This window comes from Micromonospora wenchangensis (genome assembly GCF_002210435.1).
GTDB classification, from domain to species: domain Bacteria; phylum Actinomycetota; class Actinomycetes; order Mycobacteriales; family Micromonosporaceae; genus Micromonospora; species Micromonospora wenchangensis.
Genome location: NZ_MZMV01000012.1, coordinates 83,014 through 100,527, shown reverse-complemented (window position 1 = coordinate 100,527; position 17,514 = coordinate 83,014). Strand labels below are relative to the sequence as shown.

13 protein-coding genes are annotated in these 17,514 nt (G+C 73.5%); 9 read left to right on the top strand and 4 right to left on the bottom strand.

Annotated elements, in window-relative coordinates; all coding sequences use genetic code 11:
- Nucleotides 1–134 precede the first annotated feature (134 nt).
- Nucleotides 135–890 carry a TIGR03089 family protein gene (locus B5D80_RS09885; protein ID WP_088643510.1) on the bottom strand — a complete coding sequence of 252 codons (756 nt, stop codon included), beginning with the start codon at nucleotides 888–890 and terminating at the stop codon, nucleotides 135–137.
- Between the two features lie 100 nt (nucleotides 891–990).
- Between B5D80_RS09885 and B5D80_RS09880 the strand changes: the two genes are divergently transcribed.
- Both B5D80_RS09880 and B5D80_RS09875 read left to right on the top strand, forming a co-directional pair.
- Nucleotides 991–1,272, top strand: coding sequence for an SCO0607 family lipoprotein (locus B5D80_RS09880; protein ID WP_088643509.1), 282 nt, complete (start codon nucleotides 991–993; stop codon nucleotides 1,270–1,272).
- A gap of 168 nt (nucleotides 1,273–1,440) precedes the next feature.
- The gene (locus tag B5D80_RS09875; RefSeq protein ID WP_169733048.1) at nucleotides 1,441–3,786 is read left to right on the top strand and encodes an esterase-like activity of phytase family protein; all 2,346 of its coding nucleotides are present in this window, start codon (nucleotides 1,441–1,443) and stop codon (nucleotides 3,784–3,786) included.
- A 55-nt stretch (nucleotides 3,787–3,841) separates the two neighbouring features.
- On the opposite strand, the gene ligD (B5D80_RS09870) is transcribed toward B5D80_RS09875, so the two are convergent.
- Complete coding sequence (ligD, locus tag B5D80_RS09870) at nucleotides 3,842–4,753, bottom strand: non-homologous end-joining DNA ligase (protein ID WP_088643507.1); 912 nt, start codon at nucleotides 4,751–4,753, stop codon at nucleotides 3,842–3,844.
- Nucleotides 4,746–5,684, bottom strand: a complete 939-nt coding sequence (gene ligD, locus B5D80_RS09865; RefSeq protein WP_088643506.1) for a non-homologous end-joining DNA ligase — start codon at nucleotides 5,682–5,684, stop codon at nucleotides 4,746–4,748. The genes ligD (B5D80_RS09870) and ligD (B5D80_RS09865) overlap by 8 nt, the downstream gene beginning before the upstream one ends.
- An 86-nt stretch (nucleotides 5,685–5,770) precedes the next feature.
- Between ligD (B5D80_RS09865) and ku the strand changes: the two genes are divergently transcribed.
- A complete protein-coding gene (ku, locus tag B5D80_RS09860) occupies nucleotides 5,771–6,799 on the top strand; it encodes a non-homologous end joining protein Ku (protein ID WP_088643505.1) in 1,029 nt (342 codons plus the stop codon).
- A 63-nt stretch (nucleotides 6,800–6,862) separates the two neighbouring features.
- Here the strand turns inward: ku and B5D80_RS09855 are convergent, their stop codons facing one another.
- Nucleotides 6,863–7,255, bottom strand: a complete 393-nt coding sequence (locus B5D80_RS09855; protein WP_088643504.1) for a PPOX class F420-dependent oxidoreductase — start codon at nucleotides 7,253–7,255, stop codon at nucleotides 6,863–6,865.
- Nucleotides 7,256–7,444: 189 nt separating this feature from the next.
- Between B5D80_RS09855 and B5D80_RS09850 the strand changes: the two genes are divergently transcribed.
- From B5D80_RS09850 to B5D80_RS09830, 6 genes are all read left to right on the top strand, one after another.
- Entirely contained in the window at nucleotides 7,445–8,092 is a 648-nt protein-coding gene (locus B5D80_RS09850) for an FKBP-type peptidyl-prolyl cis-trans isomerase (RefSeq protein ID WP_088643503.1), read from the top strand.
- A gap of 140 nt (nucleotides 8,093–8,232) precedes the next feature.
- Nucleotides 8,233–9,057, top strand: coding sequence for an SCO6745 family protein (locus tag B5D80_RS09845; RefSeq protein ID WP_088643566.1), 825 nt, complete (start codon nucleotides 8,233–8,235; stop codon nucleotides 9,055–9,057).
- Nucleotides 9,058–9,369: 312 nt separating this feature from the next.
- A complete protein-coding gene (locus B5D80_RS32870; protein WP_144081629.1) occupies nucleotides 9,370–11,154 on the top strand; it encodes a hypothetical protein in 1,785 nt (594 codons plus the stop codon).
- Nucleotides 11,151–14,633, top strand: coding sequence for an AMP-binding protein (locus B5D80_RS09840; RefSeq protein WP_144081628.1), 3,483 nt, complete (start codon nucleotides 11,151–11,153; stop codon nucleotides 14,631–14,633). The genes B5D80_RS32870 and B5D80_RS09840 overlap by 4 nt, the downstream gene beginning before the upstream one ends.
- Nucleotides 14,630–15,604 carry a sulfotransferase family protein gene (locus tag B5D80_RS09835; protein ID WP_088643501.1) on the top strand — a complete coding sequence of 325 codons (975 nt, stop codon included), beginning with the start codon at nucleotides 14,630–14,632 and terminating at the stop codon, nucleotides 15,602–15,604. Before B5D80_RS09840 ends, B5D80_RS09835 begins: the two co-directional genes overlap by 4 nt.
- A gap of 5 nt (nucleotides 15,605–15,609) precedes the next feature.
- On the top strand, nucleotides 15,610–17,514 hold the full coding sequence (locus B5D80_RS09830; protein WP_088643500.1) for an ABC transporter ATP-binding protein: 1,905 nt from the start codon (nucleotides 15,610–15,612) through the stop codon (nucleotides 17,512–17,514).

Here is a 17,514-nt window from a genome sequence, read left to right as displayed (position 1 = left end):
CCCACCACCAGCCCGGTGATCAAGAGGTTTGCGTCAACTTGAAGATCAAGACTGACGCAAACCTCTTGATCACCGCACGCACCCCCAACGGGGCGAGGCGGGCGCGGGGCGAGGCGGGCGCGGGGCGGGGTGGGTCAGAGGGTGTGGGTGGTTCGTTCGGTGGCGATCCGGGTGGGCAGGGTGGCGGGGTCGAGGTTGGCGCAGATGACCACGGACGCGCCGACCGCCAGCGGGGCCAACAGCCACTTCACCGGCTGCTCGTGTTCGGCGGCGTTGACCAGCAGCCGGTCGCCGGGGCGCAGGCCGAGCTGGTCGGCGATCTCCCTGGCGAGGCGTCCCCAGGCACCGTAGCTCGTGCCGTCGGGGGTCGCCGGGGCGGCCGGGTGCACGGCGGCGTAGTCGGGCGGGGTGTCGGTGTGCCGCAGCACCTCGGCGGACCAGTCGAGCCAGCCCACCGGCACGTCGGTCAGCGGCCCGGGGGCGGTGCCGACGAGGTAACGGTGCACCCCGTCCGGCACGTCCTCCAGCCAGTCGTCCAGGCGTTCCGGGGTGACGAAGACCGCGTCGTACGGCCGTTCGCCACCCGGTTCGAGGACCGGCAACCCGGCGGTGGCGCGCGGCCGGAACGACACCGCCATCCCCACCGACCAGGCCCCGAGCAACACCGCAGCGGTACGCCAGTGCGGCGGCAGCAGCACCGCGACCCGGCTGCCCGGCCCCAGCCCGCACCCGTCGCGCAGCAGACCGGCGGTGCGCGCCGCCCAGTCACCGAGCTGCTTCGCGGTCAGCTCCGTCCGCTCCCCGGTTGCGTCGTCGCAGTAGGTCAGCAGTGGCTGTTCTGCCTGCTCAGGCAGGTCGGTCGACGTGGTGACGGCGAGGTGGGCAACCATCGGTCCTCCTGTCCGGACGGAACGCCCCACCCTACCGAGCCGGGAAGAGTTGAGTACGCGTGCGCATGACAGCGCCGCCCGTCGCCACGAGACTCGACCCATGCGTACGCGGATCATGATCGTTCTTGCCGGGGTGGGCCTGGGCGGCCTGCTGTTGACCAGCGGCTGCGGCTACCGGGAGAGCATCTGCAGCGATGGCGAGTACCCGGCGATCGCGGTGGGTGGACAGGGCGGCAGCGCCTGCTTCCCCGACGGCCAGGAGCCGACCGCGCCGTACGTCCGGTACCCGCAGGGCAAGGTCCCGCAGCACGTCGACGACGAGTGGGACGTCTACTGGCGGGACCACGGCATCGACGCGAACGGCGTCATCACCGACCGGTGACCGGGTCGGCCCTGCCCGGACACCGTTTCGACCAGGGAAGTTCGGCCGAAACGACGAGGCCGGCGAGCCAGCTCACCGCCGGCCCGTCGCCGGCCGTTAACCCGCTGGTCGACCTGCGCTCGGTCACGCCTGCCAGCCTCCGTCCGAATCGAAACGTTCGGAGGAGCAGTGACAGCGAGAAGAGTGTTCGCCTCAACGGTGGTGGCCGGCCTGGCGCTGGCCACCCTGACCGCCCCGGGCAGTGCGGTCGCCGCCCCGGACCACCCCGCCCCGGGCAGTACGGCGGCCAGCCGGGGATACCCGGACCGGAAGCTCAACTTCGACCGCACCGCCACCTACCCGGTGTTCCAGAACCGGCCGGCCGGTGAGGACCCGGCCACCGCCACGGTCGCCGAGATCTCCGCGGTCAGCCCGAACGGCCGTACCCTGGTCTACACCGATGCGGCGGCCCGGCGGATCGGCTTCCTCGACATCGGCCGGGCGGACCAGCCGCGCGGTCTCGGCACCCTCTCCCTGGCGCAGCTCGGCGACGCCGAGGACGAGCCGACCTCGGTGGCGGTCGTCGGCCGGTACGTGCTGGTCGTGGTGAACACCAGCGCCAGCTACACCGCCCCCTCCGGCCGCCTCGACGTGATCGAGCTGGCCACCCGGCAGCGGGTGCGCAGCATCGACCTCGGCGGGCAGCCCGATTCCATCGCGATCAGCCACGACGAGCGGTACGCGGCGATCGCCATCGAGAACGAGCGGGACGAGGACGCCACCCCACCCGGTCACAAGAAGGGTGACCTGCCACAGGCACCCGCCGGTTTTGTCCAGCTCATCGACCTCGACGGGAAGACGACGCCGCAGCGGTGGAAGCTGCGTACCGTCGCATTGACCGCGCCCGACGGCCGGGCGTTGCCGGTGCTGGCCGCCGCCGGGATCACCGAGCCCACCGACCCGGAACCCGAGTACGTCTCGATCAACGAGCGCAACCAGCTCGCGGTCACCCTCCAGGAAAACAACGGCGTCGTCCTGATCGACCTGCCCACCGGCCGGATCACCCGGGCGTTCAGCGCCGGCACCGCCTCGGTCAGCGGCATCGACACGGTCAAGGACGGCCGGACCGACCTGACCGGGTCGATCACCGACGTCCCCCGCGAGCCGGACGCGGTCGCCTGGATCAACGACCGTTACCTGGCCACCGCCAACGAGGGCGACTGGCGGGGCGGCACCCGGGGCTGGTCGGTCTTCGACAGCCGGACCGGCCAGGTGGTCTGGGACGCCGGCAACACGTTCGAACGGCTGGCCGTCCGCTACGGGCTGCACAACAACGACCGGGCCGCCAAGAAGGGCACCGAGCCGGAGGGCGTGGCCGTCGCCGAGTACCACGGCGTGCGGTACGCGTTCGTCGGGTCGGAGCGGAGCAACTTCGTCGCCGTCTACGACCTCACCCGGCCCACCGCCCCGGTGCTGCGCCAGGTGCTGCCCGCCACCAACGGCCCGGAGGGGCTGCTCCCCATCCCCTCCCGGGACCTGCTCGCAGTCTCCAGCGAGACCGACGACGCCTCGGTGGGTGTCCGCGCCTCGGTGTCGCTCTACCGGCTCGGTGAGCAGACCCCGGGCTTCCCGAGCATCGTCTCGGCCGACGACGCCGCGGGCGCGCCGATCGGCTGGGGGGCGCTCGGCGCGCTGTCCGCCGTGCCGGGCCAGCCACAGCAGCTCTACACCGTCACCGACGCCGCGTACACCCCGACCCGGATCCTGACCGTCGACACCCGACGCTCGCCTGCCGTGATCACCGACGCGACCACCGTGACCGACGCCGCCGGCACCCCTGTCGGGTACGACGCGGAGGGGGTCTTCGCCCGGCCACAGGGCGGCTTCTGGCTGGCCGTCGAGGGGGCGAAGGGCAGCGAGAACAGGCTGGTCCGGCTGAACGGGGACGGGCGTACCGAGCAGACCGTGCCACTGCCGGCGGACATCGCCGCCGGGCTGGGCAAGCAGGGCTTCGAGGGGGTCACCGCGAGCACCGACCGACACGGCCGGGAGATCGTCTGGGCGGTGCTCCAGCGGGAGGTGGCCACCGACCCGGCCGGCGTCGTCCGGATCGGCAGGTACGACGTGACCGCCGACAGTTGGAGCTGGTTCGGCTACCGGCTGGAGGGCACCACCGTCCCCGGGGACTGGATGGGGCTCTCCGAGATCACCGTGGTCGGTGACCGGCTCGCCGTGATCGAACGGGACAAGCTCAACGGTCCGGCCGCCACCGTCAAGCGGATCTACACGGTGCCGCTGCCGACCGGTCCGGCCGCCGCCGGCCCGCTGACCGTGCTGCCCAAGACCCTCGCCGTCGACGTGCTGCCGGCGCTGCGGGCCACCAACGGCTGGACCCAGGAGAAGCTGGAGGGGCTGACCGTCGGCGGTGACGGCCAGGTGTACGCGATCACCGACAACGACGGCGTGCTGGACGCCACCGGCGAGACCGTGCTGCTGCGCCTCGGCACGTACCGGAAGGTCTTCGGACAGCGCTGAGTCGACGGCCCGGCCGACCCGCCACAGCTGTGGGTCGGCCGGGCCGTCGCACAGCTCACGCCGTCGGCAGCGCCGGGCCGCCGTCGAGCAGCGGGGCGAGCAGGTCGCCGGACTTCTCCACCCGCCGCAGCACCTCCCCGGCGGTGTACGGCTTCGCCGAAGGCCGTTTCCCCGCCGCCCCCGCCTCGACCTCGTCCCAGGTCAGCGGCGTGGACACCGCCGGCACCGGCTGCGCCCGCAGCGAGTACGGCGCGACAGTCGTCTTCGCCGCGTTGTTCTGGCTCCAGTCGATGAAGACCTTCCCCGGCCGCAGGTTCTTCGCCATCTTCGACACGACCAGCTTCGGGTGTTCCCGTTCCAGTTCCTGGGCGACCCGCCTGGCGTAGCCGGAGACGACCTCGGCGTCCTGGGTGGCGCTGACCGGGCAGCAGAGCTGCATGCCCTTCTTGCCGGAGGTCTTCGGGTACGCCGCCACCCCGTCGCGGGCGAGGCGGTCGCGCAGCAGGAGCGCCACCTGGCAGCACTGCGGCAACCCCGCCGGTGGGCCGGGATCGAGGTCGACGACCATCAGGTCCGGGTGGGTGCCGATCCGCCACTGCGGGGTGTGCAGTTCGAGGGCGGCGAGGTTGGCCAGCCAGACCAGGGTGGGCAGGTCGTCGGCGACCACGTAGTCGATGGTCTCCCGTCCCCGGCTCGACCCGGGCACGGGCAGCGTCTCGGTGCGTACCCAGGCGGGGGTGGCGGCGGGGGCGTTCTTCTCGAAGAACGAGCCGCCGGTGACGCCGTTGGGGAACCTGATCCGGGTCAGCGCCCGGTCGGCCAGGTGCGGCAGCAGCACCGGGGCGATCCGGGTGTAGTAGTCGATCACCTCGCCCTTGGTGAACCCCGCCTCCGGGTAGAGCACCTTGTCCAGGTTGGACAGCTCCAGCGCCCGGCCGTCGACCTCCACCTTCACCCGCTCAGGCATCCTCCACCTCCCCTGGTGGCTTGTCGGGGCGTAGCCGCAGCACCCGGGGGAAGCGCAGCCGCCCGTCCGGGGTGCGCTGGCCGTACCTGACCTCCACCACGATCCGGGGGGTCACCCAGATCGCGCCCCGGGCGTCCTCGCGCGGCACGTCCCCGGCGAACGGCGACCCGTCGGAACGGAGCGGTTCGAGTTCGCGCAGCAACTCCCGCTCCAGGGCCGCGCCGATCCCGCCGCCGACCCGCCCCCGGTAGGTGAGCCGCCCGTCCGGGCCGGGCACCCCGACCAGCAGGCCGCCGATCTTCCGGGCCCCGGGCCGCCAGCCGCCGACCACGAAGTCCCCGGTCACCTCCAGCTTGACCTTCACCCAGTCGGGTGAGCGCACCCCGGGCCGGTAGACCGAGTCGGCCCGCTTGGCCAGCACCCCCTCCAAGCCGTGTTCCCCGGCCGCCTGGTAGGTCGCCGCGCCGTCGCTGAAGCAGGGGGGCACCGTCCACCGGGCCGCGCCGAGCCCCAGGCCGTCGAGCGCCGCCCGCCGCTCGTGGTACGGCCACCCGGTGAGGTCCTCACCCCGCCACCGCAACAGGTCGAAGATCATGTACGTGACCGGGAGGGTCGCCGCCAGCCGGGCCGCCTTCGCCCGGTCCCGGACGTGCATCCGCTCGGCGAGGGCGGTGAACGAGGGCTGCCCGGCCGGGTCGAACAGGACCACCTCACCGTCGAGCAGCGCGTCGTCGACCTGCTCGGCCAGCGTCACCAGCTCCGGGTACGCGGCGGTGATCTCCACGCCGGAGCGGGCGAACAGGTGCGGGTGGCCACCGGTCAGGTCGGCGAGCGCGCGCACCCCGTCCCACTTGAACTCGTACGCCCAGCCGGCACCCACCGGGAGCGGCCCGGTCGTCGCGAGCATCGGCTTCAACGGCGCGCCGGGCACCTGTCCGACTGTAGTTGCGTACGGAAGCACGTGCGGGGGCTTCGATCGTTTGCGATCCTGGTCAGGGCGGTGAGAGGAGCATCGGGATGCGGGCGATCTGGAAGGGAGCCGTGTCGTTCGGGCTGGTCTCGATCGGGGTGAAGCTCTACTCGGCCACCGAGGAGAAGGACATCCGGTTCCACCAGGTGCACCGCGACGACGGCGGCCGGATCCGCTACAAGCGCACCTGCTCGGTCTGCGGCGAGGAGGTCAGCTACGACGACATCGCCAAGGGCTACGACCTGGGTGGCGGCGAGATGGTGATCCTCACCGACGCCGACTTCGCCGACCTGCCGCTGACCAGTTCCCGGGCGATCGACGTGCTGGAGTTCGTGCCCGCCGAGCAGGTCGACCCGATCCTCTACAACAAGGCGTACTTCCTGGAGCCGGAGGGGACCGCCACCAAGCCGTACGTGCTGCTGCGCGACGCGCTGGCCGACTCGGAGCGGGTGGCGATCGTCAAGGTGGCGCTGCGCCAGCGGGAACAGTTGGCCACTCTGCGGGTCCGCGACGGGGTGCTGCTGCTCAACACGATGCTCTGGCCCGACGAGGTGCGTACCCCCGACTTCGGTTTCCTCGACGAGGACCTGAAGGTCCGCCCGCCGGAGTTGGCGATGGCCGCCTCCCTGATCGACTCGATGGCCGGGGAGTTCCAGCCGGACGCCTTCACCGACGACTACCGGGCGGCGTTGCAGGAGGTCATCGACGCCAAGGTGGAGGGCCGTGAGGTGGTCCAGCCGGCGGAGGAGGAGGCCGCGCCGGCCGCCGCGGTGGACCTGATGGCGGCGCTGAAGGCGTCAGTGGAGCGGGCCCGGGTGGCCAGGGGCGAGGCGCCCTCCGGCGGTGCCGGCGAGCCGACGCCGATCTCGTCGGCCCGGTCGGCCAAGCAGACGGCGAAGAAGACCACCGCCGGCAGGGCCACCGCGAAGAAGACCACGGCGAAGCAGACGGAGCCGGCCAAGAAGGCGGAGCCGGCGAAGAAGACCGCCGCGAAGAAGACCACGGAGAAGAAGGCCACCAGGACCCCGGCGAAGAAGACCGCCGAGAAGAAGGCCGCCCCGCGGCGCAGCGCCTGAGCGGCGACCCGCGCCCCGTCCCCCGGCGCGACGGTGGGCCGTCCCGCCGGGGTCGTGCGTCGGTCAGCCCCGGCCGAGCTTCTCGGTGGGGGTGATCCGGACGATCACCCGCTCCTCGTCGGGCCGCCGGAACGGGTAGGTGTCCTGCCCGAGGTACTTCTTCGCCAGCCGGTCGATGTGCGCGTCGGCGCCCTCGGTGACGAACTCGGCGGTGCCCTTCACCCAGAGGGTGCGGAAGTCGTCGGCCCGGTCGACCACGGAGACCGCGACCACCGGGTTGCGGGCGATGTTGTGGTACTTCTGCCGCCCCTTGGCGGTGTTGAACAGGATGTGCTCGCCGTCGACGTCCACCCAGACCGGGGTGACGTGCGGGGTGCCGTCCGCCTCGATGGTCGCCACGTGGGCGAGTTGCGGTTCGGTGAGCAGGGCCTTGTCTTCGTCGGTGAGGATCGCCATGGTCGAGAACCTACCGCCGGACGGCCCCCGCCACCCGGAAAGACGGGCACGAACCGGCAGGCCCGGTCCGTTCACCGGACACGACGGGCGGGCGACGGCCCACCCTCGGCATCGATCCGGGTACCGTGTGCGCTGGCCACGGAACCGGGTCGCCGGGCCGGCCACCCACATCAGCAGGGAGTCGAGGACGTGAGCGAGCGTACGGAGAACCGTTCGGCGGGCCAGGGTCAGGCCCCGGAGACGAAGGCACAGCGGCGACTCGCCGCCCAGTTGGCGGCCCAGAAGGCCGCCGAGAAGCGCAAGCGCCGGCAGGCGTGGCTGGGCGCCGTCGCCGGCGTGGCCGTCATCGCGGTGATCGTCGGGGTGTTCGTGGTGGTCCGCAACGGCGAGAAGGACGACCCGAAGCCGGCGGCGGCTCCGGCCGGCTGCGCGGGTGACTTCCCCAAGCTGCCCGACGGGGCCGACCAGGCGCTGTGCACCAAGCCGCAGGCCACCAAGGGCGAGGGCGAGCTGACCGGGCTCAAGGCCACCCCGCTGATCCGGGGCACCGGCCCGGCCGCCCAGGCCGGCCAGCAGATCACCGTGAACTACGTGGGTGTGTCGTACAAGACCGGTGAGGAGTTCGACGCCTCCTGGAAGCGGTCCGAGCCGTTCACCTTCGGCCTCGGCCAGGGCAACGTCATCCCCGGTTGGGACCAGGGCATGCAGGGTCAGACCGTGGGCAGCCGGGTCCAGCTCGACATCCCCGCCGACCTGGCGTACGGCGACAAGCCGCAGCGTCCCGGCGCGCCCGCCGGCCCGCTGCGGTTCATCGTCGACGTGCTGGCGGTGCAGTAGACCACACGGGTCTTCCGGCCGGCACCTACCGGCAGTAGGTTCGGGGTCACCGTGGGCGGCCGGTCCGCGTCACGGTGACCCCCACCGACCCGGAGGTGCGCGTGCCGCCGCTGGACGACCCCGGGCGGACCGCCCGGTCGATGTGGACGCACGTCGAACCCGTGCACGCGATCACCTACTTCCATCCCCGGGCCCGCGCCGCCACCGAGGCGATCGGGCTGCGCGGCTACTGGCGGGGTTACTTCGCGGGCCGGGCCGCCCCGCTGGGGGCGGTCGACGCCGCCCCGGTGACCGCCGTCTTCTTCACCTTCGCCCCGCCGATGGTGGGCCGGGCGCTGCCGGCGGTGTGGCAGCTCGCCGCCCCCGAGGAGGCGTTGCGCGCCCGGCTCACCGGGGCCGTGCAGGCGCTCGCCGAACTCACCTACGAACTTCCCGAGGCGCACCTGGCCGAGGCGGCCGAACTGCTGGAGGTCGCGGCGGTCGGGGCGGACACCGCCGGCCGGGTGCTCGGCGCGGCGAACGCCGCCCTGCCGCGCGGCGACTACCCGCTGGCCCGGCTCTGGCAGGCGGCCACCACGCTGCGCGAGCACCGCGGCGACGGGCACGTGGCGGCCCTGGTGGCCGCCGGTCTCGACCCGGTCGAGACGTTGGCGTTCCGGGTCGCCCAGGACCGGCCGGAGGAGCACCTGCTCGGCCGGGGCTGGACCGGGGACGAGTGGGCGCAGGCGAGGGCCCGGCTGGTCGACCGGGGGTGGCTGACCGACGGGGGCGCCCCCACCGAGGTGGGCGACGCCGGTCTGCGGGCCGTTGAGGACGCGACCGACCGGGCCGCCGCCCGACCCTGGCTGGCGCTCGGCCCGGACGGCACGGAACGGCTCCGTGAGCTGCTGGTGCCGGTCGCCCGCGCCTGCCACACGGTCATTCCCACGGACAGTCCGATCGGGCTCCCCGCGCTCTCCTCCTGACCACCGCGGCCCGTCGCCCGAGTCGGACCATCGGTGTCGTACCGGGCAGACACGTCCTAGCAGGTCGTCGGTGTTCGACACACGTTGTTGACACATGTTTCATCGTCCGCAAGACTTCCTGATCGGGAGCGCTCCCACACCGGGGTGGAGTGTCGTCTCCTTCTCGCCGTGGCATTGCCACGGGAGCCTTCCACCCTCCAGGTCGGCTGCCGGCCGTTGCATGCCCTGTCGTCACCGCACGGCGGTGGCCGTCGTCGTACGAGCCTCATCGTGCGAACGCCGCAGCCTGCCCTGGTCGAGAAAGGCGGGACCGTGCGACGTACGAAATTCGACCAGTGGAGCCAGGAACTGCGCGACGTGCGTGACCCCGTCGAGCTGTTCGGCGGCAGCGCCCAGACGGCCGTGCTGCGACTGCTCACCATGGCCGGCAAGGTGCCCTTCCGGTCCGCCCTCGACGGCCTGACCCTGCGTGAGCAGGCGATCGTCCGGCACCTGCTCGGCCGGCAGCAACTCCGGCTGACCGCGCCGGGCACCGACGCCACCGCCCGGTTCGTGCTGGCCCACTCGGCGCTGGGCAAGCTGACCATCCACGAACCGGCGCGCGGCGACCTGCCGACCGAGGAGGTGGTGGCCGAACTCGCCCTGCCCGGATGGATGGTCGAGATGATCGACGAGGAGTGGCTGCCGGCCCAGGTCGAGGAGGAGCACCAGCGCCGCGAACTCGACCAGATGCTGCACCACTGGCACGCCGACGGCAGCCTGCCGGAACGGCTGGAGGAGGTCATCGACTGGGTCGAACGGGTCGAGACCGTCCTGATCTTCGTCGAGCGTCGGGTGTTCTCCCGCTCCGACTCCGGCTCCAGCACCCTCATCCGCGACGGCGTGCTGCCCGCGTTGCGGGACCGTGCACCGGCCGACTGGAGCCCGGAGGAACGGCTCTTCGTCGCGTCCATCCAGTTGCTGTTCCGCACCGGCCGGGCGGTCCGGTTCGAGGAGTTCAACGGCCGCCAGCTCAGCGCGGTCAGCCTCCGGAAGGTGTTGACCACCCGCTGCGCGACGTACCTGCGCGCGCTCGACGGGAAGCCCACCGGGGAGCTGAGCACCGCGACCCTGGCCGAGTTGGCCACCCTCGCCGGTGAGCTGGTCGAACTCGTCGACGGCAGCGGTCACATCCGCTACCGGCGGATCAACGGGCTGACCTACGCCAAGGACGAGTACCTGCTGCCCTGGGACGAGGAGCAGCGCAGTCAGGTCGAGCTGCCGCCGACCCTGCGGACGTCCACCGGCGTCCGGCCCGAGCCGGCCGACGGCGAGGACGCCGCCTCCTGGGTGCGCCGCGCCACCACCGCCGCCCTGCGCAACGTGCACGCGGGCGGCGACGAGCGCGAGCTGACCGGCATCCTGGAGGGCATCGTCCTGGGCGCGGTCGTCGACAGTCACGCCGACTACGGCATGTCCAGCGGCATCCGCGACCTGTCCCGCCTCGACGGCCCCGCCGGGCGGTACGACGAGGAGGTGGCGGGGCTGAAGAAGCCGGACTTCTTCTGCTGCGTGCTGCCCAGCCCTCAGATGGCCGCCGACCTGCCCGCACCCGCCGTCACCGACATCCTGTGGCAGGTCGCGCAGCGGATGATGTACAACCGCTGGCACTTCGTGCCCGGCAACTTCGACCGGGTCGAGGTGCCCCGGCAGCGGCACTACTTCTTCCCGCCGCTGGTGCCCGACATCGCCGAGTGGGGCGACCTGCGCCACGGTGGGCACAGCACCTCCCGCGTCCGCTACACCCTGCGGGCCCCCGGGGCCGCGATGTGGAAGCAGCCGTTCACGGTCGGTGGCCGGCAGTACCGGGGGGCGTTCGACATCCGGCTGGTCCGCATGGACGGGCCGCCGTTCACCCTGGCCGACCTGCGGACCGCCTGCCGGTACTCGGCGCTGGTGGACGTGTTCTGGCGCGAGATCGCCGGCTACGCCGACGCGCACGACGGCTGGGCCCCGGCGATCACCGCGTTCGGCGGCGACTGGTACACCAAGGAAGCCTGGCGGGAGCCCGTCGAGCGGCTCGACGTGGCACCGCAGGCGGTCGGAGGGCTCGCGTGAGCGTCGAACCACAGCAGGTCGTCGTCAACGGCGAGGACCAGTACTCCCTGTGGCCGGCGGACCGGCCGCTGCCGGGCGGCTGGACGACGGTGTTCACCGGGCCCGTCGAGGAGTGCCTGGAGCACGTCGCGGCACACTGGACCGACCTGCGGCCGGCGTCGCTGCGTACCACCGGGGGTGCCGCCGCCGGCCCCGCCGTCCGCCCGGCACCGGCCACGGTGGACGCCGCGTCGTCGGTCGCCGTCGGCCCCCGCCGCCCGTTCGGGGACACCCCGCTGCACGTCCTCGTCGACCGGGCGCTGGCGGCCGATCCGGGGCGCGTCGCGGTGCGCTGCGCCGGGGTCGCGGTCACCGCCGGGGAGCTGCGGGACCGGGTCCGGCACGCCGCCCGGGTGCTGCGGGGTCACGGCGCCGGGCCGGAGACCCCAGTCGCGGTGCTGCTCCCCCGCTCGGTGGACGCGGTGGTGGCGATCCTCGCGGTGCTGGCGGCCGGGTCGGCGTACCTGCCGCTGTCGGTGCACGACCCGGCGGACCGGCGGGCCCGGATCCTGGCCGACGCGGGCGATCCGGTCCTGCTGACCGGGCCGGAGCACCGGGGCCTCGTGGCCGCCGGCTACCCGTCGACCGTGCTCGACGTGACCGACCTGCCGGAGCCGGTCGGCGACGACGGTGACGGCGGCTGCCGGATCGAGAACCTGGCGTTCATCATGTACACCTCCGGCACCAGCGGCGCCCCCAAGGGGGTGCTCGGCACCCACCGGCAGCTCGTCAACTACGTGCACTGGTGCGCCGGGGAGTTCGCGTTCCAACCCGGGGAGCGGGCGGTGCTGCACGCCCCGCTGTACTTCGTCGGGTCGGTGATGACGCTGTTCACGGCGCTGGTCGCGGACTGGGAGCTGGAGGTCGCGCCCGAACCTGTCGCGTTCGACGACCTGATCGCGTTGACCGCCGCCGCCCCGTGCGGGTTCCTGAAGCTCACCCCGTCGCACGTGCGGGCGATGACCGCCCTCGGTGGCGTCGACGACGTCGCCCGCCAGGTGATGATCGGCAGCGAGCCGCTGTACCTGACCCCCGAGTTCGACGCGTGGATCAGCGGCAGCCCCAAGTCGGGCTTCGGCAACCACTACGGCATGAGCGAGACCGTCGGCGCGACCTGGTACTGGATCGGCGCGGACCGTACGGTCGGGCGGCGGCTGCCGGTCGGTGCCCCCATCCCCAACGCCGAGGTGCACATCCTCGACGAGCAGGGCCGGCCCGCACCGCCGGGGCAGACCGGCGAGATCTGCCTGGGCGGGGCGGTGATCGGCCGGGGCTACCACGGCCAGCCGGTGCTGACCGCCCAGCGGTGGATCCCGCACCCCGGCGGCGACGGGAGGCGGCTGCTGCGCACCGGTGACCTGGGCCGACTCGGCCCGGACGGGGTGCTGGACGTGCTCGGCCGCGCCGACCGGCAGGTGAAGATCCGGGGCCAGCGCGTCGAACCGCCCGCCGTCGAGGACGCGTTGCGCCGCTGCCCCGGCGTCGCCGAGGCGGTGGTGATCGCCGAACCCGACGGCCACGACCTGCACCTGGTCGCCTACCTGCGGTCCGAGGACGAGCCCCGGCCGACCGAGGCGCAGCTACGCGCCCACGCCGCCGGTCTGCTGCCGGAGGCGTCCGTCCCGAGCCGGTTCCTGTACGTGGCGCAGTACCCGCTCACCCCGAACGGCAAGGTCGACACCCGCCGGCTGCCCACCACGCCGACGGTGCGGCCCGCGCTGAGCACCGCGTACGTCGCGCCCGCAGGTGACCTGGAGACGGCGGTGGCCGGGGTGGTCGGCGCGGTGCTGCGGGTGGACCGGCTCGGTGTCGACGACGACTTCTTCGAACTCGGCGGCGACTCCATGCAGGTGGTCGAGGTCGTCACCCGGCTGGACGAGGAGCTGGGCCTGCCGGTGGGCATCGCCGACCTGTTCGACAGGCGCACGGTGCGTGCCCTGGCCGCCGGGATGCCCGACCACCAACTGCCGGCCCCCGTGGTCGCGGCGAAACCCGCCGGGGAGCAGCCGGACCGGTCCCCGCGTGCGGACACCGGCCGGCCGGCGGTCGGGGACGCGGCGGTGCAGGCCCGGTTCTCCGGGGCGTCCACCGGTTCCGCGCCGCTGACCTGGGGACAGACGGCCATGTACCGGCCGATGCAGTGGTTCGGCGAGGCCAGCCGGGACTTCAACATCCGGCGGGTGCTGCGGTTGGCCGCCCCGGTCACCACCGAGCGGGTCACCACGGCCTGGTCGGAGCTGGTGCTGCGGCACCAGGTGCTGCGCACCCTGATGACCGAGGACGCCGACGGGCCCCGACAGCACCTGGTCGCCGACGGGTCGTACGCGCCGCTGGTGCGGGACACCACCGCCGCCGAACTGCCGGAGGCGGCGGACGCCGCCGCCGCCGAACTGGCCGGCACCGCGTTCCGGCTGGACCGGGACTGGCCGGTCCGGTGGGCGTTGCTGCGCGTCGACGGCCAGGTCGAGGCCGTGGCGGTGGCCGCCTCGCACGTGTCGCTGGACGGCTGGTCGCTGGAGCTGCTGCTGGCGGAGCTGCGCACCCTGATCGAGGGCGAACGGACCCTGCCCGCACCGGGTTGGCAGCCGCTGGACCAGGCCGGCTACGAGGCGTCACCGGCCGGGCAGCGTCGGGCCGACCGGTCCCTGGCGTACTGGCGGGAGCGGCTGCCCCTGGTGCCGCAGCGGATCTTCGACGGGCCGGAACAGGACGCCGGTGGGTTGCCGGTCGTCACCTGGCGGATGGAGTCCACCGCCGTGGCCGCGGCGGCCGGCGCGCTGGCCGAGCGGACGGGGGCGTCGTCGTCCACCGTGGTGCTGACCGCCGCGCTGCTGGTCCAGGCGGCGTTGACCGGCCGGGACCGGGCCGTGGTGAAGCTGATCGCCGGCAACCGGAACACCCCCCGCCAGCGGCAACTGGTCACCGGTATCGCCCAGAACGCGCTGCTGGTCTTCGAGATCGGCGACGGTGACGTCGACGACGCCGTGCGGCGCTGCTACCGCGACTCGACGGAGTCCTACTTCCACGCCACCTACCCGCCCGACGCCCTGGACGAGCTGATCGCGGCCGAGGGCGCGCAGGCCGACCTGTCGGTGTACTTCAACGACGCCCGGCTGGGCCGCGACTTCGACGTCCCGGCGGAACCGCCCGACCGGGCCACGCTGACCGCCCTGGCGGCGCGGACCACCGTGCGGCAGGTCACCGCCGTGGCCCGGCACGACATGACCTTCTTCCTGGCCATGCCCCACCTGGCCGGTGGCTGCGCGCTGCAGTTGCTGGCCGACACCCGGCGGGTGCCCGGCCCCGTCTGCGAGCGGGCGCTGCGGGGCGTCGAGACGCTACTGTGCGAGGCCGCGCTGCGCCCGGTGGCCCTGCGGGACGTCGCCGCGCTGCTCGACCTCGGCAGCACCCGCCCCTCCGACCACCGGGAGTCCCGATGACCGACCCCTATCCGCTGCTGCACCGGCTGGCCGCCGCCGACGACGACGCGCTCACCAGCGTCGCGCTCCCGCCCGACGGCCGCTACCAGGTCGTCACCACCACCGTCGACGAGGTCACCGCCCAGATCGTGGGTACCCTGCGCGACGGGTTCGCCGGCAGGGGCCCGGCCGACTACCCGCTGCTGGTGCTCGGCTGGGGACGCTGCCGGGTCGGCTCGACCGCCGTGACCAACCTGTTCGGCATGGCGCGGGCGGCGGCCTACTACCAGCCGGTCAAGACCATCGGCCGGTTCGCGCTGACCGGTGGCGAGGGTTCGCCGTGGAAGCTGCCCGACGGCGAGCCGGTGTTGTTCGCCAAGGAGATGGCCGGGCCTTACGTGCCGTTCGAGGCGCTGTTCAACCCGGCCCGCTGCCTGGTCGAGGCCGGCTGGCCGGTCGACCGGCTGCGCCTGCTGGTGCTGGACCGGCAGCCGCGTGCCTCGCTCGACTCGTGGATGGCCAAGTGGGAGGGCAAGATCGGGCGGCAGCGGGTGGTGGAGAACTTCGTGCTCAGCACGCTCAACTACGCGCGGATGCGCGCCTGGGCCGCCGCCGAGGGGCTGGCGGTGACGCACTTCCCGTACGAGTGCAGTCGCGCCCCACAGGAGACGGTGTCCCGGTTGTTCGACCGCCTCGGCATCGGCCACCTGTACCGGCCGGAGATGCTCACCGGGTGGGGTGCGGCCGGCGACCTCAACTCCGACCAGTCGAAGATCCACAACCCGGTGGAGCCGGAGCCCTACGTCGTACCCGGTCTGCACGGCAACGCCGACGAGTACCGCTTCCGGCCCCGGTCGGTGACGGTGCTGACCGACGCGGAGCTGGCCGTGGCCGACAGCCCCGAGGTGGTGGAGTCCTACCAGGTGTCGGTGCGGTCCTGCGCGCAGGAGCTGGACCTGCCCGCGCCCCTGCGGGACGAGATCTTCGGCTGACCGCGATGACCGCCTCCCCCTCCGGCCTCGGGCAGTGGCGTGAGGCCGCCGCCGCCCGGCTGCGCATCGCCCGGCAGTGGCCCGCCGCCGGAGCCGGTTGGAGTGCCGTCGCGCTGGCACTCAGCGTGTCCCGGGGGGTGCTGCCGGTGGTCTTCGCGATCGCCGTCAGCACCACCGTCGGCCGGATCGGCCCGGTGCTGCACGGCACCGCCCGACCGGCCGGGGTGTGGTGGCCGCTGGCCGTCGCCGGGGCGGCGCTGATCGCGGCGCAACTCGCGGAGGCGGCGCAGAAGGCCGTCGCCGAGCAGCTCAGCCGCCGCGTCGACGGGCACATGTACCGGCGGCTCATCCAGGCGTCGCTGTCGACCCGGGAGATCACCCCGCTGGAGGACCCGGCGGTGCTGGACGAGCTGGGCGAGGCCGGGCACGAGCTGCGGTTCGCGTTCCGCACCCCGGGCGCGGCGTACGCCGGGCTGATCGCCCTCGTCGGGCCGTACACCCAGGTCGCCGGGTTCACGGTGGTGGTGGCGGTGGTGCTGGGGCCGTGGGCGGCGGCGGTCATGCTGGCGGTGGTGCTGCTGTTCCGGCACGGCCAGCGTGGCGGGTTGCGCCGCTACGCCCGGGTCATCCGCGACGTGGCGGCCCTACGCCGGGAGAGCCGTTACCTGCGGGGGCTGGCGATGGGCCCGGCCGCCGCCAAGGAGCTGCGGGTCTTCGGGCTCACCGGCTGGCTGACCGAGCGCTACCGGCAGGTCTACCGCCGGGCCCTGGCCCCCGTGTGGGCCGAGCGCCGCCGGATCTACCTGCGGCCCTACCTGGTGTACACGGCGGTGGGGTTGGTCGGCGTCGCGGCCGTGCTGGCGCTGGCCGGGGTCCGCGCCGCCGACGGGGCGTACGACCTGGCCGCGCTGGCGCTGGTGTTGCAGGCGGTGCTGGCCCTGATCCGGCTGGGCGAGTTCTACCCGGACTCCGACACCCAGACCCAGTACGGCATGAACGCCGAGACCGCCATCACCGCGTTCGAGCAGGCTATGGCCCGCTATCCGGAACCCGCCGACCGGGGCCGCGCCGGGCCGCCCGCCACCGCCGCCCCGGCCATCGACTTCACCGGGGTGCGCTTCGGCTACCCGGGCGCGACCGCGCCGGTGGTCGACGGCTTGGACCTGCACATCCCCGCCGGACGCTGCACGGCCCTGGTCGGGGTGAACGGCGCGGGCAAGACGACCCTGGTGAAACTGCTGGCCCGGCTCTACTCGCCGGATGCCGGTGCGGTGCGCGCCGACGGCGTCGACCTCGCCGATCTGCCGGCCCGGGACTGGCAGCGGCGGATCGCCGTGGTGTTCCAGGACTTCGTCCGTTACGAGCTGTCGGTGGCGGCCAACATCGGGTTCGGCGCGGTGGAGCATCTCGACGACCGGGCCGGGATCCGCCGCGCGGCGGAGGCGGCGGGGCTGCTCGACACCCTCGACGCGCTGCCGGACGGCTTGGACACGCTGCTGTCGCGAGCGTACGACGGCGGGGTCGACCTGTCCGGTGGGCAGTGGCAGCGCATCGCCATCGCCCGTGCCCTGTTCGCGCTCTACCACGGGAGCACCGTGCTGGTGTTGGACGAGCCCACGGCGGCGCTGGACGTGCGGGCCGAGGCCGAGTTCTTCGCCCGGTTCGCCGAGCTGACCCGGGGCCGCACGACGGTGCTCATCTCGCACCGGTTGTCCAGCGTCCGGCTGGCCGACCGGATCGTCCTGCTCGACGGGGGGCGGGTCGTCGAGCAGGGCAGCCACGACGAGCTGATGGCGGCGGGCGGCCGGTACGCGGCGATGTTCACCCTCCAGGCGGAGCGGTTCGCCGAGGACGGGGCCGACCGGGGGACCGACGAGGGCGCCGGTCCGCTGGCGCAGCGGGTGGGCTGA